Source organism: Pseudoduganella sp. UC29_106 (genome assembly GCF_044055365.1).
Classification (GTDB): domain Bacteria; phylum Pseudomonadota; class Gammaproteobacteria; order Burkholderiales; family Burkholderiaceae_D; genus Rugamonas.
In genome coordinates this window covers 6,216,887-6,232,962 of record NZ_CP171977.1, presented here as the reverse complement: position 1 = coordinate 6,232,962, position 16,076 = coordinate 6,216,887, and the positions used below count along the sequence as shown (strand labels likewise).

The 16,076-nt window shown below is 64.6% G+C and carries 14 protein-coding genes and 1 pseudogene; 8 read left to right on the top strand and 7 right to left on the bottom strand.

Annotation, left to right across the window (positions count from 1 at the left end; all coding sequences use genetic code 11):
• Positions 1-17 precede the first annotated feature (17 nt).
• Positions 18-2,486 (top strand): TonB-dependent receptor plug domain-containing protein, encoded by a 2,469-nt coding sequence (locus ACHMW6_RS31055; RefSeq protein ID WP_395402861.1) that lies wholly within the window; start codon positions 18-20, stop codon positions 2,484-2,486.
• Positions 2,487-2,688: 202 nt separating this feature from the next.
• Positions 2,689-3,519 (top strand): alpha/beta hydrolase, encoded by an 831-nt coding sequence (locus tag ACHMW6_RS31050; protein ID WP_395402860.1) that lies wholly within the window; start codon positions 2,689-2,691, stop codon positions 3,517-3,519.
• A 48-nt stretch (positions 3,520-3,567) separates the two neighbouring features.
• Here ACHMW6_RS31050 and ACHMW6_RS31045 read toward each other — a convergent pair whose 3' ends face one another.
• On the bottom strand, positions 3,568-3,912 hold the full coding sequence (locus ACHMW6_RS31045; RefSeq protein WP_395402858.1) for a nucleotide pyrophosphohydrolase: 345 nt from the start codon (positions 3,910-3,912) through the stop codon (positions 3,568-3,570).
• A complete protein-coding gene (locus ACHMW6_RS31040) occupies positions 3,909-4,361 on the bottom strand; it encodes a GNAT family N-acetyltransferase (RefSeq protein WP_395402856.1) in 453 nt (150 codons plus the stop codon). Before ACHMW6_RS31040 ends, ACHMW6_RS31045 begins: the two co-directional genes overlap by 4 nt.
• A 15-nt stretch (positions 4,362-4,376) precedes the next feature.
• On the opposite strand from ACHMW6_RS31040, the pseudogene pepN reads away from it, so the two are divergent.
• The 3 genes and pseudogenes from pepN to ACHMW6_RS31025 all read left to right on the top strand — a co-directional run.
• Positions 4,377-6,482, top strand: a pseudogene (gene pepN, locus ACHMW6_RS31035) (aminopeptidase N); the annotation flags it as partial.
• A gap of 76 nt (positions 6,483-6,558) precedes the next feature.
• Positions 6,559-7,098: a hypothetical protein gene (locus ACHMW6_RS31030; RefSeq protein WP_395402854.1), complete on the top strand. Its 540-nt coding sequence runs from the start codon at positions 6,559-6,561 to the stop codon at positions 7,096-7,098.
• 114 nt (positions 7,099-7,212) lie between these two features.
• Positions 7,213-7,638, top strand: a complete 426-nt coding sequence (locus tag ACHMW6_RS31025) for a hypothetical protein (protein WP_395402852.1) — start codon at positions 7,213-7,215, stop codon at positions 7,636-7,638.
• A 58-nt stretch (positions 7,639-7,696) separates the two neighbouring features.
• Here ACHMW6_RS31025 and ACHMW6_RS31020 read toward each other — a convergent pair whose 3' ends face one another.
• Complete coding sequence (locus ACHMW6_RS31020; RefSeq protein WP_395402850.1) at positions 7,697-9,082, bottom strand: tetratricopeptide repeat protein; 1,386 nt, start codon at positions 9,080-9,082, stop codon at positions 7,697-7,699.
• 537 nt (positions 9,083-9,619) lie between these two features.
• Here ACHMW6_RS31020 and ACHMW6_RS31015 point away from each other — a divergent pair.
• On the top strand, positions 9,620-10,591 hold the full coding sequence (locus ACHMW6_RS31015; protein WP_395402848.1) for a DUF4214 domain-containing protein: 972 nt from the start codon (positions 9,620-9,622) through the stop codon (positions 10,589-10,591).
• 207 nt (positions 10,592-10,798) lie between these two features.
• On the opposite strand, the gene ACHMW6_RS31010 is transcribed toward ACHMW6_RS31015, so the two are convergent.
• From ACHMW6_RS31010 to ACHMW6_RS31000, 3 genes are all read right to left on the bottom strand, one after another.
• On the bottom strand, positions 10,799-11,917 hold the full coding sequence (locus ACHMW6_RS31010) for a ScyD/ScyE family protein (protein WP_395402846.1): 1,119 nt from the start codon (positions 11,915-11,917) through the stop codon (positions 10,799-10,801).
• A gap of 80 nt (positions 11,918-11,997) precedes the next feature.
• Positions 11,998-13,173 (bottom strand): GGDEF domain-containing protein, encoded by a 1,176-nt coding sequence (locus ACHMW6_RS31005; protein ID WP_395402844.1) that lies wholly within the window; start codon positions 13,171-13,173, stop codon positions 11,998-12,000.
• Between the two features lie 149 nt (positions 13,174-13,322).
• Positions 13,323-13,766: a nuclear transport factor 2 family protein gene (locus ACHMW6_RS31000; protein WP_395402842.1), complete on the bottom strand. Its 444-nt coding sequence runs from the start codon at positions 13,764-13,766 to the stop codon at positions 13,323-13,325.
• Between the two features lie 199 nt (positions 13,767-13,965).
• Between ACHMW6_RS31000 and ACHMW6_RS30995 the strand changes: the two genes are divergently transcribed.
• Positions 13,966-14,475, top strand: a complete 510-nt coding sequence (locus ACHMW6_RS30995) for a YgjV family protein (RefSeq protein ID WP_395402840.1) — start codon at positions 13,966-13,968, stop codon at positions 14,473-14,475.
• Here the strand turns inward: ACHMW6_RS30995 and ACHMW6_RS30990 are convergent.
• Complete coding sequence (locus ACHMW6_RS30990) at positions 14,472-15,314, bottom strand: CAP domain-containing protein (protein WP_395402838.1); 843 nt, start codon at positions 15,312-15,314, stop codon at positions 14,472-14,474. The genes ACHMW6_RS30995 and ACHMW6_RS30990 overlap by 4 nt on opposite strands.
• A gap of 118 nt (positions 15,315-15,432) precedes the next feature.
• Between ACHMW6_RS30990 and ACHMW6_RS30985 the strand changes: the two genes are divergently transcribed.
• Entirely contained in the window at positions 15,433-16,038 is a 606-nt protein-coding gene (locus ACHMW6_RS30985) for a DUF1579 domain-containing protein (RefSeq protein ID WP_395402836.1), read from the top strand.
• The last annotated feature ends 38 nt before the right edge of the window (positions 16,039-16,076 follow it).

Here is a 16,076-nt window from a genome sequence, read left to right as displayed (position 1 = left end):
CAGAAAAGGAATACGCGATGCATAAGAAGGGCAAACTGAAAACCTGTGCCGCAGCGGTCATGCTGCTCTATGCCGGCGTAAGCCTGGCCGACCCTGTCGACGCGGCCGATGCGCAAGCGGATAGCGTAGCCGGCGCGGCCGCGGCCAGTCCGGCCATGGCGGGCGCCGTGATCGTGACGGGTACGCGCGCCAACGGCCTCAAAGTGGAAAACAGCGCCTCGCCCATCCAGGTGCTGGACGCGGGCACGCTGCAGCGTACCGGCCAGCCTGACCTGATCCAGGCGCTGGCGCAAAACCTGCCCTCCTTCACGGCCCAGGCCTTCGGCGGCGACACCGCCAACCTGACGCTGTCGGCCCGGCTGCGCGGCCTGAGCCCGAACAACACGCTGGTGCTGGTCAACGGCAAACGTCGCCACGGCACGTCCAACCTGGCCGTGCTGGGCGGCCCATACCAGGGCAGCGCCGCGGCGGACCTGAACTTCATTCCGGTGGCGATGATCGACCACATCGAGGTGCTGACCGACGGCGCGGCCGCGCAGTACGGCACGGATGCGATCGCGGGTGTGATCAACATCATCCTGAAATCGAACAACCAGGGCGTGAGCGGCTCCGTGAGCGGCGGCGGCTACACCGATGGCGGCGGCAAGACGCCGGATGCGACGGCCAATGCCGGCTTCAAGCTGGGAGAGCAGGGCTACATCAGTCTCACCGCCGAAGGCAAATACCATGACTTCACCGACCGGGGCGGCGTCGACCCGCGCGTGAGCGACCCAAAAAATATCAAGAACATGCCGCTGCTGCAGGTGCCCGGCTATCCGCAGCTGAACCACATCTCGGGCGACGCACAGTATCACCTGTACACGCTGGGCGCCAACGCGGGGTATGACCTGGGCGGAGGCACCGAGCTGTATGCCTTCGCCACGGCCGGCCGCAAGAATGCACGCGCCTTCGAGAACTACCGCATGCCGAACCGTCTGCCTGCCGTCTATCCGCTGGGCTTCAGCCCGAAGGAAACCATGCGCGAGGAAGACTTTGCCTTCACGGCCGGCGCCAAGGGCAAGATCGATGCGTGGAACTGGGACTTCAGCTCGACCTATGGACGCGACAAGTCGCGCATCGGCGTGGAGGATTCCGGCAATGTGTCGCTGTACACGGATACCGGCTACACGCCGACCGTCTTCGAAGCCGGCCAGTTCATCGCCAGCCAATGGACCAATAACCTGGACATCAGCCGCGAGTTCGAGATCGGCCTCGCTACGCCGCTGACCTTTGCGCTGGGCCTGGAGCACCGCCAGGACAAGTACGAGATCAAGGCCGGCGATTCCGCCTCGCGCTACAAGGAAGGTTCGCAGTCCTATCCGGGCTTCTCGCTGACGGATGCCGGCAAGCACTCGCGCAACAACAAGGCGATCTATCTCAACTTCATCGTGAAGCCGGTCGCCGACTGGACGGTGGACCTGGCCGGCCGCTATGAGCATTTCAGCGATTTCGGCAACGCCAAGGTGGGCAAGCTGACCAGCCGCTACGACTTCAATCCGATGTTCGCCGTGCGCGGTACTTTCTCCAACGGCTTCCGCGCGCCGACGCTGGCGGAGCAGTACTACTCGGCCACCAATGTGTCGCCGCGCAGCGCCTTCGTGCAGCTGGCGCCGAATTCGCCGGGCGCGAAGCTGGTCGGCGTCGATGGCTTAAAGCCGGAGGCGTCCACCAACCTGAGCCTCGGCGTGGTGCTGAACCCGGCCAGCAATCTCGCCGTCACGCTGGACGCCTACCAGATCAAGATCCGCGACCGGATTGTCGGCTCCGGCGCACTGTATGGCTCCGGTGGCGCCGACAATTCGCCGGCCGTGGTCGCGGCGATCAAGGCCAATGGCAATGTGCTGGACCCGACGGTGGTGCAGACTGGTATCAACATCTTCTCTAACGCCGTCAACACGCGCTCCCGCGGTGTGGAATTCGTGACGACGCTGAATTCCAATTACGCCGACTATGGCCGCGTGGACTGGTCGATCGCCGCCAACTGGAACGAGGTGCGCGTGACGAAGATCAACCAGGCGCCGGTGCAGCTGCAGCCGCAAACCTTGCTTGATCAGCAGGCGATCTCGCATCTGGAGACGGCGTCGCCCAAGACGCGCATCAATCTTGGTGCGCTGTGGAAGCTGGGGCCGTGGTCGGTCAACCTGCGCGAGTCGCTGTATGGCAAGTCGCACGAGTGGGCGAGTCCGGACGGGGCGGCGTGGTACAAGAACGAGATCGGCAACACGGCGACCACGGATCTTGAGGTCAGCTACAAGCTCGATAAGGCCTGGACGCTGACTGTCGGCGGCAATAATATCTTCAACAAGTATCCTGATAAGGTGAATTCGGAGCTGCTGGCCGTTTATCGCGCGAATCTGGACAATTCGGCGGTGTCGATTTATCCGTCCTTCTCGCCGTTTGGCATCAACGGAGGGTATTACTACGCACGCGCCAGCTTCAGGTTCTAAGCCCGCGTCGGCCCATGCACGGCGGATCAAACGATCCGCCCTACGCGCCTCGGCGGATTTTCCCTCACGATGATCCGTCGGCGGTTACACCCCACGTGATCTGTCGTGCTGCGTAGGGCGGATCATTGATCCGCCGTCTGTGCGCCGCCCGCGACTTATGGCATCCTTCACGCAATTCGAACAATGTGGAGGAGAACGCGCGATGGCCGCAGCAATGACCCTGCAGGATTACCTGTCCCTGGACGGCCGCGCGCCGGAAAAGCATATCGTCTACGGCGCCGCGCCATCGCAATTCGTCGAACTGTTCCTGCCAGAAGGCCCTGGTCCGCATCCGGTGGTGGTCCTGCTGCATGGCGGCTGCTGGACGGTGGACTTCGGCGGCATCCGCCAGATGCGGAGTATGGCCAGCGCGCTGGCAGCAGTAGGCGCCGCCGTGTGGAACGTCGAATACCGCCGCTACGACGAAGAAGGCGGTGGATATCCGGGCATGTACCAGGACGTGGCAAGCGCCGTGGACCTGCTGCGCGAGCATGCGGCCGAACACGCGCTGGACTTGTCGCGCATCGTGGCAGTCGGACATTCGGCGGGCGGGCACCTGGCGCAATGGGCAGCATCGCGTCACAAGCTGCCATCATGGAGCGCCACGTGGACGCAGGATCCGCTGCCGCTGCCGCAGGTGGTCAGCCTGGGCGGCCTGGCGGATCTGCGCAACGAGGCGGGCCTGATCTGTACCAGCTGCGAGCGCACCACGCCGCAACTGGCGGGCGTGCCGACGGCCGATCGTCCGGACGTGTTCCTCGATACATCACCGGCCGAACTGCTGCCCTGCAACGCACACACGGTGCTGATTCATGGCGAGTTCGATGAGATTTCGCCGCTGGCCATGGGCGAGCGCTACGCGGCGCGGGCGCGGGCGGCAGGCGATGAGGTGGAGGTTTTCATGCTGCCGGGGGCCAGTCATTATGACGAGGTGTCGGCCGATTCGCCATCGTGGGCGATCGTGGGGCGCGAGATTATGCGCGCGCTCGAATGACCACCAAAGCAAGAGCTGGTGTCTGCCACATCGTGGCAGACACCTGTTTCACGCCTTGGGTGTTGGTTCGGTTTCGCGGCTCGCTGGGTATTTCAACGCGTTGAGGCGCATTTTCTCAACCGCGGCGGCGTAGAGGTCCACATCCAGCTTATCGGCGATCTGCACCAGATAGAGCAGCACATCGGCCAGCTCCTGGCGCACGCCCTCGCGTGTTGCGTCGTCGAGTTCGGAGGCAACGCCGGTCTGCAGCCACTGGAAATGCTCGGCCAGTTCGGCCACTTCGACCGACAGCGCCATCGCCAGGTTTTTCGGCGTGTGGTACTGCTCCCAGTCGCGTTCCGCGGCAAAGGCGCGGGTGGCGTCGCGCAGGGTGGTCAGCGGATCGGTGCTCATGCCACGCGCTTTTCCATGAACACGCTCAAGGGATCGTCCGGATAATCGGCATAAGGGCCGCGCCGTGCATAGCCCAGGCGTTCGTACAGGGCCAGCGCCTCGGGCTGGTAAGGCCCCGTTTCGAGCATGAAACGGGAAACGCCGCGTTCCTGCGCTTCCGTCTCCAGCGCGCCAAGCAAGCGGCGCGCCACGCCCTGTCCGCGCGCGGCGGGCGACACGAACATGCGCTTCACTTCACCGAATTCCGGCGTCACCACAATCGCGCCACAGCCGACGGCCGCGCCTTCCGGCGAGCGCGCCACGGCGAACAGCACGTTCGGCTGCTTCAGCGAAGCCATGTCCAGCGCATATACGGACTCGGGAGGGTAGAGGGTCAGCTGGTAGGCGTCGAGGTCGGCGATCAGGGAAATGACCTCGGGCTGGTCGGGCGTTTCGAAAGAGATCTTCATGCTGTTGATCTTATCATGCCCCGACCGTGGTATTCTTTGCGCCGCCCAATCCAAGAGGCTGGGCACACTAACACTCACTACAAGGGAGACAAAGTGACGAGATTCGTGCCTCGCGCGGCCGCCCTGGCCGTTGCATCCGTATTCCTGGCCGGCGCCGGCTATACCACCAGCGCTTTCGCGGTGGACGCCCAGCGTGCCGAGAACCCCTACCTGTCCCAGGCCGATGCCGCCGCCCGTTCGGCGCGCGTGTCGAAAGTGGCCTATGTGCTGGACTTCACGCTGACCGGCAAGGAGAGCTTCGCCGCCACCACCACAGTGCAGTTCGACCTGAAGGACAAGGACCAGCCGCTGACCCTGGACCTGGACAAGGCCACCATCAAGAAACTGGTCGTCAACGGCAAGGAAGTCCAGCCGCAGTACAACAAATGGTTCATCACCCTGGCCGCCGCCGACCTGCTCGCCGGCCGCAACACGGTGACCGTGGAATACGAACGCCTGCACAGCACCAACGGCGAAGGCCTGCACCGCATGGTGGACCCGGTCGATGGCCGCGTGTATACCTACTCTCACTTCGAACCCGCCGCCGCGCACCAGATGTTCGCGCTGTTCGACCAGCCTGACCTGAAGGCGACCTACCAGGTCAATGTGACTGCGCCCGCCGACTGGACCGTGGTTTCCACCACGCGCGAAAGAAAGGTGGAAGACGCCGGCGCCAGCAAGCGCTGGACCTTCCCCGTTTCGAAGATCCTGAGCCCCTACAACTTCTCGCTGCACGCCGGTCCGTACAAGGTGTGGGAAGACAATAGCGCCAAGTACCCGATGCGCCTCTTTGCGCGCCAGTCGGTGGCGTCGCAGATCCAGCCGGAAGAATGGTTCAAGTTCACCAAGCAGGGCCTGGCCTGGTTCGACGAATACTTCGGCGTCCCTTACCAGTACGACAAGTACGACCAGCTGCTGGTGCCGGACTTCCTCTACGGCGCGATGGAAAACGCCGGCGCCGTGACCTTCGCCGAGCATGGCTTCATGCACAAGGATAAGATGACGGCCAGCGAGCGCCACAGCCTGGCCAGCGTGATCATGCACGAAATGGCCCACCAGTGGTTCGGCGACCTCGTGACCATGCAGTGGTGGAATGGCCTGTGGCTGAACGAGAGCTTCGCCTCCTTCATGGGCACCCTGGCTACCACCGAGGCAACGGAATTCAAGAATGGCTGGCAGTACTTCTACACGCAGGGCAAGTCCGCCGCCTACGTGCAGGACCAGCAAGTGACGACGCACCCGATCGAAGTCCCGGTGCCGTCCACGGCAAACGCCTTCGACAATATCGACGCCATCACTTATTCGAAAGGCGCTTCCACGCTGAAGCAGTTGCGCCACCTGCTGGGCGAAGAAACCTTCCGCAAGGGTGTGCACAACTACCTGGTCAAGTACCAGTGGAAGAACGCCAAACTGGATGACTTCATCGGCAGCCTGGGCGAAGCGGCCGGCCGCGACCTGTCGCAGTGGACCAAGGAGTGGCTGTACCAGCCGGGCGTCAATACCGTGACCGCCAGCTACAGCTGCGCGGGCGGCAAGATCAGCAACTTCAGCCTGCAGCAAAGCGCGAGCGCCCAGTACCCGGTGCTGCGTGAGCAGCGCGTGCAGCTGGCCCTGATGGGCAAGCACATGAAGGTGGACAAGGTCGTGGCCGTGACCTACAAGGGCGCCGCTACCGAAGTGCCGGAGCTGAAGGGCGCCGCCTGCCCGGACCTGGTCTACCCGAACTACCAGGACTGGGGCTTCGTCAAGGCCAAGCTGGACCAGCGTTCCTTCACCGCCGCGCGCAAGAGCCTGAGCAAGGTGGAAGATCCGCTGCTGCGCACTATGTTGTGGCAGTCGATGTGGGATGGCGTGCGTGACGGCGAACTGCCGCTGAACGACTTCCTGCAGACCGTGCTGAATAACGCGCCAGCCGAGAAGGACTATGTGCTGCTGGGCGATGTACTGGCCAAGACCGCGCGCGCCAAGGCTTACCTGGACAAGATCGGCCCCGATTCCGCCTACGCGCGCAAGACCGTGGCCGCGCTGGAGCAGATGACGTGGAAGGGCGCCCAGTCCAGCACGGGCCGACTTCCAGCGCCGCTGGTTCGGAAGCTATGTGAACTTCGCCACTACGCCGGAAGCGCAGAAGCGCCTGGCCGGCCTGCTGGACGGCAGCGTGCAGCTCAAGGGCCTGAACGTCAGCCAGGACCTGCGCTGGACCATCATCGCCCACCTGAACGGGGTGGGCTATGCCGGCGCGGATGCGCTGCTGGCGGCCGAGCAGGAGAAGGACAAGTCGGACACCGGCCAGTCCTCGGCGCTGGCGGCCACCGTGGTGCGTCCTGACGCCAAGGTCAAGGAGGAATGGCTGGGCCGCATCAACGACCTGCAGACCAAGCTGCCGTTCTCGCGCATCCGCACGGCCATGGAATCCATGTATCCGGCTTCGCAGAACAAGCTGGGTGAACAGACCGCGGCCCAGCGCCTGGCGCAGCTGCCGGTGCTGGACAAGGCCGCCGGCCCGGTCTTTATGCGCTCCTATAACGTGAGCATGATCCCTGCCGCCTGCACCGCCGACAGCGTGCAGCGCCTGGCGAAGGCCGCCGAGGAGTACAAGGACCTGTCGGCCGGCACGCGCCGTGCGCTGCTGGTGGCGCACCAGGAAGATGCACGCTGCGTGGCGATCCGCAAGGCGATCACCGTCCCCCTGAGCTGATCGATCGGCAAAGGCGCTACGCTTTTGGTAGCGCCATTGCATTTCACTATCGGTGCGCGGTGGGTGCTGCGGCGCGGTATAGTGGTTTTGCTCCGCAACCACAGGGAGACAATCATGAAAGCGACAATCCTCACCGCACTACTGTGTGCGCTGCCCTGCGTGGTGGCCGCCCAGTCAGTGGAACAGGGGGACAGCACCGTCCGCGTGCCCGCCCCCCTGAGCATCGACCTGCCGGCCAGGGCTTTGAGCAGTGCCCTGACCAACTGGGATGTCTACAAAGGTGCTTATGACCTTTCCGATGGACGGACCATTTCCCTCACCCAGCGCGGCCGCACGATGTATGCCGAAATTGATGGCCGCGACAAAGTCCAGGTGATCGCTGCAGACATGAACACATTCGTGGCCATGGACCGCAGCATGAAACTTAACCTGAACCGTAATATTGAAGGCGAAGTGCGCGGCGATGTGCTGCTTGCTTCTCCTGCAGCCATGGCGGGCCTACCGGCCGCTCCAGTGCTGTTGACCTTCGGCGCCCAGTAATACCACACCACCCAAAGGCCGGGCACAATCTTAGCCCGGCCTTCCGCCATCTCTCCCCTTATAGTCTGGCGAGGTCGGGTCCATCCTTGCGGCCCAGCCATGTCGTCTCGAAGCGCTTGCGCGCTGCGGCCAGCGCCGCCGTGTCGCCGCGCTGCTTGTACACTTCCATCAGCCCGCGCAGGGCCCAGCCATTGCTCGGGGTCTTGGCAAACGAGGACCGGAACGCTGCTTCCGCGGCATCCAGCTTGCCCGCCTTCAGCAGGGCGGCTCCCAGCGACTGGCGCACCGGGTAGTACCAGTAGGGCGGTTCGGTGTAGGGCAGGGTGTCCTGCACGGCAACCGCTTCCTCGTAGGCCTTGATGGCGCCGTCCAGGTCGCCGCGCGCCTCCGCCACGCGGCCCGTGGCGACGGCGCGCGCGGTATGCACAATGTCCGGACCTGGCACGCCCCAGTCCTGCACCGGCTTGAAGTCCGCCTTTTCCAGCGCCGCCAGCGCTTCCACTTCCTTCTGCGCTTCGGCCAGCGCCCCCTTGCGCGAATAGCCGGTGGCGCGGGCGTAGTGCCACATGGCTTTCACCAGCACCAGGTCGTTGCCCGGATCCGGCAGGGCCAGCAGCGCGTCGGGTGAGCTGAACTGCACCTGGCTGAAGTAGGGCGCGGCCTTGATCGGCTGCAGCGAGCCGAAGGCCTTGGCCGCTTCCACCGGTACCGCCTTGTCCAGCTTGGAGGCCGCATCCAGCGCCGTTTTGGCGTCGCCGCCCATCAGTGCGGACACCATGGCGAAGTGGATGTTGTGCGGGTAGTAGGCGCCCTTGTAGACAGGGTCGCTGTCCGCCTTGCTGAAGTATTTTTCATCGATGGCAATCGCCTCGATATTCGATTGCAGCGCTTCGCGGTACAGGCCCACGCGGTAGTAGATGTGCGAGGGCATGTGCACGATGTGGCCGGCGCCGGGAATCTGCTTGGCCAGCTGGCGCGCATAGGGCAGGGCTCTTTCCGGATGAGTGGACGCTTCCACGGCGTGGATGTAGTAGTGGATGGCGCCCGGGTGGCTGGGATTGCGCTCCAGCACGCGCTCCAGCGCATCCACCGTTTCGGCCGTGCGCCCCTTGGGCTGGGCGCCGCCGGCCTGCCAGTAGTCCCACGGCGAGAGGTCCATGATGCTTTCCGCGAACAGCACCTGGATGGTGTCGTTGTTGGGGAAGGCGCGCGCCGCTTCCGTCATGCCGTCCGCATAGGCCGCATCGAGCGGCGCGCGGTCGGCCGGCGGACTGGCCTGGTAGCGTTTGACGACGGCGCGGATCAGCGCCTGCTCAGGCGGGCTGGCGCTGGCCATCAGCGATTCGGCCTTGGCTGCGGCGGCAGCGGCGGGGGCGACAGCGTCCGGGAACATGGGCGCGTTGATATTCGGCCCCAGCACCAGCGCTTCGCCCCAGTAGCACATGGCGCACTGGGGATCGGCCTGCTGGGCCGCGCGGAAGGCGCGCGCCGCTTCCGCGTGGTTGAAGGAGAAGGTCAGGCGCAGGCCCTGGTCGAAAATAGGACTGTGCGACCGGAACGGCTGTGCTGATCTTCATGTGCAGGCTGCCCAGGCTCGGATAGAGCGGGGGCTTGGCTGCATTGGCGGCAGGGCGGGCCTGCTGGGTCGGCTTGAAAGGAGCCGTTTCCGCTTGCGCCAGCAGCAGCTTGTCCAGCAGTGCGGGGCGGCCGGCCGGCCCCGGTGCGCACAGCGCCCGGTTACTGGACAGCAGCGGATCGAAGGTGTTCTGGGGGGCATCCCGCCCGGCCAGCGAAGGAGCCGTGCCCAGTGTCATCAGGGCAGCGGCCAACAGGGACTTCTGATGCATGATAGCCTCCCTAAGGCAGTGCAGCAGACAAAATGAGTTTAGCCAAGAATGCCGGAAGAACAAAGATAGCCAATTCGTCAGACTTTTGGTTATACTCACTATGCACACGCACCCTTTTTCAAGGGTACACAAAAATGAAGGTCACACTTCTTCGCGCCTGCCTGATGGCTGGCGTTACGACGTTGCTCGCCTCCTGCGGCGGCGGCAATATGGATTCTGCTTCCATGCCGCAGAAGCAAGCCGCTTCCGTCACACAATCCGCTCCGCTTCCGGCTTCCAGCTATTTTGAAGTCGTGCAGGAGCTGTATATCTCGTACTTCGGCCGTCCCGCCGATACGGGCGGGCTGACGAATTTCGCCAACCGGCTATCCCAGCTGCAGGCGCCTTCCGAGATCCAGGGCGTCAACGCCTCCTATGCCACCAGCGCCTCGCTGCGCGAGCTGATCGACAGCTTCGGCACCAGCGCGGAATCGGCGGCCCTTTATTCCGGCGATAACGATGCCTTTGTCACGGCCATTTACGCCAATGTGCTGAACCGTGCGCCGGATGCGGAAGGCAAGGCCTTCTGGGTCAACGCCATCAATAGTGGCGCGCTGACCCGCCCGGACGCTTCCCTGTCCATCATGGCCGGCGCCTTGCTCAACCAGACTCCGCAGGGCTTGCAGGACGGCAAGCTCGTGCGCAACCGCATTGTCGTGGCCGGCAATTTCACCGCTGCGCTGAATACGCCGGCCAAGCAGTCCGCCTACAGCGGCGACGCCGCCGCCGCCGCCGCCCGAGCCATGCTCGCCAAGGTGGATGCCAATACCGATATTGCCGCCTTCAACGTGGAAATCGAAAACACCATCAATGCCCTGCTTGCCGCGGCCGGGCCAAGCTTCGCCACGGTGCAGGGCATCATTAACCGGCGCTGCATCGTCTGCCACTCCGGTTCGTTCGCACCGCTCGGCATCCGCCTCGATACGGAGGCCGGCATCCGCAGCCATGCGGCCGATATCTACACCCAGGTCTGGGTGACGCGCGCCATGCCGCAAGGGAATTCGACCGGCATGACCGAAGACGAACGGGTCACCATCAAGCAGTGGTTCGAAGCCGGCGCCAAATAGGACGCCAACACGGGGCAGGCACGGCGGATCAATGATCCGCCCTACGCTCCCCGTGCCGACTTGCGTCGCTGCATCGCCGTCGTGCCGCGCGGCCGGCGACTGGCGGGCTCGGAATGCATCGGCATGTTTACCATGAGACGCGTAGGGCGGATCATTGATCCGCCGTGCATGCGTGCCTGCGGCGTCCGTGCTCGCCTGCACCGGCGGTCAATCCAGGCTGATCCGCAAAACCTGGCCGCTATCCGGGACGGAGCCAGGCGCGATGCCGAAGTTCGTCACATAGGCCGCGCCATCCGGCCCGATGGCCAGTCCGCCCGGATAGAACAGGCCCTCGTAAATCACGGTCCGGCTGCCGTCCGCGTTCAGGCGGATCAGCCGGCCGGGCGGCAGCAATGGCGGCATGCCGCCGGCGAAGCCGCTGCCGACCTGCAGCACGTAGAGGCGATGGCGGACGTCGAAGGCGATGCCCATGATATTGGTGAAGCCGCTGGCAAACACTTCCGGCGCGCCGCCGCCCGCCGGCACGCGGTAGACATTGGCCGCCCCCACAGGGAATGGGAAACCGGTCAGCTCGCCGATGTAGATATAGCCATCCTGGCCGTCCACCACCGAAGTAGGCACTGACTGCATTGGAATCATCGCGCCGGCCGGCACGTGCATGAAGGGCGGCGCCGGAATCATGCGCGAGGGGAAGGCGGCGAACACGCTGACCTTGCCGTTGGCGGCCACCTCGTACACGGCATTGCCGCCCGCGTCCGCAATGAAGTGGCGGCTGCCGGTTGCGGCCACGCCGTTCAGGTTGCTGTCCTTGCCGCCGGGGACGGGGTCGTTGGCCAGCTCATAGCCCGCGATGTCCGCGCCCGCTTTCCAGTTGCCGCCCACGCCCACCTGGATGGCGCGGCCCAGCAGCGCGGCCTTGGCTGGCAGATTGTCGCGCGCATTGGCCAGCGCGGCCAGCCCCAGCACGAGCTGGCCATTGCCGGAACCGTGGAAGGAAATGCCCTGCGCGCCAACCGCGCCGAAGCCGCCCGGCGGCGCCAGCGAGGGCAGGCCGGTGATCACGCGCACCGGAGCGGCCAGGCCGCTGGGATCGACCCGCGTCATGGCGCCGGATTCGCCATAGCAGGCATTGCGGTTGTCGGCGAGGACGAAGCAGGGTCCGGCGCCGCCAACGCCGGCTTCGGCAACAAAGAGCTGTCCGTTTGGCGCAAAAGCGATGCCGCGCGGGTTGCTGAGCCCTTTGGCAATCACGTCGACCTGGGGAGCGGCCTGGGCCGCAAAGGCTGCAGACAAGGCGCAGCCGAGGATGTAGCGGAATCCGTGCATGGCAAACCTCCGTTATTCTAGTTAAAGCGGGGGTGATGCAATATCGGCAAGGATTCAACTTAGCACAGCAGGAAGGCAAGTCAAGCAGCCGCAGCCACCAGAAGTTCATGAGGTGTGCAGCGGTTGCGGCCATCCTTCTTGGAGCGGTAGAGCGCGTTGTCGGCACGGCGCAACGCGGCCTCCCAGCTTGCATCCTGGCGTGCCAGGGCCGCGACGCCGAGGCTGACCGTCATGGGCACCGGGCCTTCGTCGGTTGGCAGCGGCGTCGCTTCGATCAGGGCGCGCACGCGCTCCGCCATGTGCAGCACCTGCTGCGGCGCGATGCCGGTGACCAGCACGGCAAACTCTTCGCCGCCCAGGCGGAACAAGGCATCGTAGCCGCGCAGCGCATGCGCGGCCAGGTCCGTGACATGGCGTATCGCCGCGTCGCCCGTCTGGTGGCCGTAGCGGTCGTTGACGGACTTGAAGTGGTCGATATCGAAAGCGATGAAAGCCAGCGGCTGGCCGGTGCGGCGTGTGCGCTCGAATTCGCGGTGCGCCGCGTCGTGCAGGGCGCGCCGGTTCAGCCAGCCGGTCAGGCTGTCCGTCAGCGATGCCTTGCGCAGCGCCAGTTCCTGGTGCCGGATCACGATCACGGCGCAGCACATGCCGGCGACAGACAGGAACACCAGCACGCACAGCGAGCCGGACGTCTGCAGGATCTGGCTGCCGAGGAAGGTCAGGTGATTGTCGCGGTTCAGCACCATGTAGACGGTGCGCAGGCTGAGCTGCACCATGAAGCCCAGCTCGATCACTAGCAGCGGCAGGTAGGCCGAGCGCTCAGGGCCTGGCGGCAGGCGCCAGATCAGCGACACCACATGGAAATTGATCACGGCAATCATGGGCGTGAACAGCAGCAGCCGGTTGGCGACGGAAGCCTGGGTGAACGGCAGCAGGTGCAGCAGTACGATAGCCGTAGACATCAGTCCCAGCAGCAGATAGCGCGGCGCCAGGCCGAGGTGGCGGCGCAGGCCGGCGGCAATCGCGAAGTGACCTGCAATATAAAAGGCATTGCCGATCGCCGGCAGCAGGAAGTGGTCCAGCTGGCGGGCGGCCGCGACGCCGCCCACAATGTTCGAGGCGAGGAAGGACAGGCCGGCGAAGGACCAGTCCATCAGGCACAGCTCGCGCCGGCTGGCGCGGTACAGGAAGAACATGGCCATCGCCATGATGGCGGACGCCAACCCTGATGCAACGATCAAAGTGAATGCATCCATCCTTTCCCTTTACCCTTGAGCTACGGTTGTTGTGGCCCGTCAGTATAGGGAGTTTCGCATATGCAAAAATGCTCAGATTGTCACAGATGGGTGAAAACCAACGATTACAGGGGGAGGGCCCGCCGGGCGCGGCGGGCAAGGTCGGGGGATTAGTGGTGCAGGGGCTTGCCGAGGTCCTGGCCGAGCGGCAGATCGGTGCTGAGCGCGCGTTCCGCCGGGCCGGTGTCCCACATGCCTTCGAAACGTTCCACCATGCCGTCGCGCAGGGTGAAGATATGGACGAATGGGTTATCGTACTGGCGGCCGGTGTTGCGGGCCTGCCAGGTCGAGTCGCCGATGACGACCACGGTGTCACCTTCCGCGATCATGCGCCGCGGCTCCATGTGCAGCGGCTGCACGCTGGCGTCCAGCTTCCTGAAGAATTCGGCAATGCCCGCCCTGCCGTGGAAGTTACCGCTGAACGGCACGTGTTCCGACTCGGGCGCGAGCCACTCGGCGTTCTCGTGATAGAGGCCCAGAAGATTCTGGATGTCGCCGGCCTGGAACAGCTTGTAGCCCTCCATGACCCGCTGTTTGTTCTCTTGAATATTCATGACGTCCCTCCTGATGGCCGGCCGCCGCAGCGGCGCCACGGACGGCCGTTTGTTCAGCCTAATACGGGGCAAGGCGATGTCAAGCTACAAGCCTGCTATAAACCAGCCGCCGGCTTCCTTAAAACCCACGGCCAAAATCTGGTGTCAGCCACATCGTGGCTGACACCTGGTTCACGCCTTTGGTTTAATATGGCGGGCTATGTTGACCGACTGGCTCTCCCCCGCGCAGTGCATAGGCTATGTGGCCTTCGTGCTTGGCGTAGGCTCCTTCCTGCAAACCGACGATCGGCGCTTCAAACTGTTCATGACCGGCGAGTGCCTGGCGTACATCGTCCACTTCGCGCTGCTGGGCAATCCGACCGCGGTGGCCAGTTCCTCGCTGTCCTTCCTGCGTTCGCTGATATCGCTGCGCACGCGTTCGAAATGGGTGGTCTTTGCCGTGGTAGCCGCGAACGTCGGCTTCGGCCTGGCAATCGCGAAGCAGCCCAGCGACTGGCTGCCCCTGTGTGCTTCCTGCCTGGGCACGCTGGCGCTGTTCCTCTTGCGCGGCGTGCCGATGCGCCTGCTGATGCTGTGCGGGACGATGCTGTGGATCGTCAACAATGTAATCGCCGGATCAATTGGCGGTACCGCGCTGGAAGTGGTGGTGGCCGTGGTCAATATCTCCACCATCCTGCGCCTGCGCCGCCAGGAGGCGGCCGCGGCTTAACGCGTGCCGAACACCTGCGTCCAGTAGGCGGATGGGCGCTTGCCTTCGCGGATCGCATACGCCGCCCCCATTTCCGTGAAACCCGGATTCATCAGGTTGGCGCAATGGCCGGGGCTGGAAAGCCAGCCTGCCACCGCTTCCTCCGCGCTGATCTGGCCCAGCGAGATATTCTCGCCCACGCGGCGCCAGCTGTAGCCTGCCGCGCGTGCCCGGTCGCCGGAGTCGTGGCCATCCTTGCCCTTATGGCTGAAGTAGCGGCGTTTCGCCATGTCCTCGCTGTGGGCCAGGGCGGCGCGCCCCAGCGCTTCGTTCCAGGCCAGCGGACCGGCCGGCGCCATGCGCACGCCGCCACAGTCCTGCGCTTTCGCCCGCGCCGCATTGGTCGCGGCCAGGATCTGCTGACCGACTTCCGGCCAGGGCGGCAGCAGCACCGCCAGGTCGGGCGAAGGCTGGGCCAGCACCACGGTCCAGGTTTCGCCGCGCCGCGAAACGCCGATCGCCGCGTATTGGGTACCCAGCAGGGTGCTGCAATAGTGCTCGGACAACGCCTCCAACGCGCTGCGCGCATCGGTGGGGCCGCTGACCTGCACCGCGTCGGCCAGCTCCGCTTCGTAGCCCTGCTGGTCGAGCGCGGCGATCAGGATGGAGCCCGGCCGCAATTCGACGCGGGACAGGGCCGGATGCGGCGTCAGCGGAGGTGCGGGAAGCGGCTTGCGGCCCTGGCAGGCGCCAGGCGCGGCGCGGAAGCCATTGATCAGGGCGGCCAGGTCGTCGGCGGCCTGCGCGGGCAGGGCGGCAAGCAGGGCGCAGGCGGCAGCGGATTTCAGCAGGAAGTTCATGGCGGCCACTATGCCCGGCCCGCGCCAAAAAAGCCACTGCACCACGGCGATGGATTGACACTGTCCAGCGCTCGCGAAACAATGTCCATTCCACAACCCCTGCTGATAGGAGAGAGCCATGAAGCTCCGTAATGTCGCGCAGTACCTGGTTGTTGCCGGCGCCCTGGGCCTGGCCGTCACCGCCACCGCTGCGGACGACAAGAAGCAAGCCGCCGCGCCCGCCGATGCAAAAGCGATGGAAGCGATGGAGAAAGCCGCTGCGCCCGGCGAAGGCCACAAGAAGCTGGAACCGCTGGCCGGCAAGTTCGCCGTGAAATCGAAGATGTGGATGGACCCGTCCAAGCCGCCCGAGGAAAGCACCGGCTCGACCGAGCGCAAATGGATCATGGGCAACCGCTACCTGCAGGAAGAGTACAAGGGCACCATGATGGGCCAGGCCTTTACCGGCATGGGCATCCAGGGCTACGACAATGTGATGAAGCGCTACTTCGGCAGCTGGATCGATTCGGGCAGCACCAGCATGTCGATGTCGACCGGTACCCTGGCCGGCAATACCATCAAGTACAAGGGCAAGATGAGCGACCCGATGGCGGGCAAGGAAGTGCCCTACACGATGAGCCTGAAGATCGCGGACAACGACCACCACACGCTGGAGATGTGGGGGCCCGGACCGGACGGCAAGAACGTGAAGTGGATGGAACTTCAGTACACGCGCGCCAAATAAAAGTAGAATCGGCTGCATCCACCACGGCTCATGGAGAT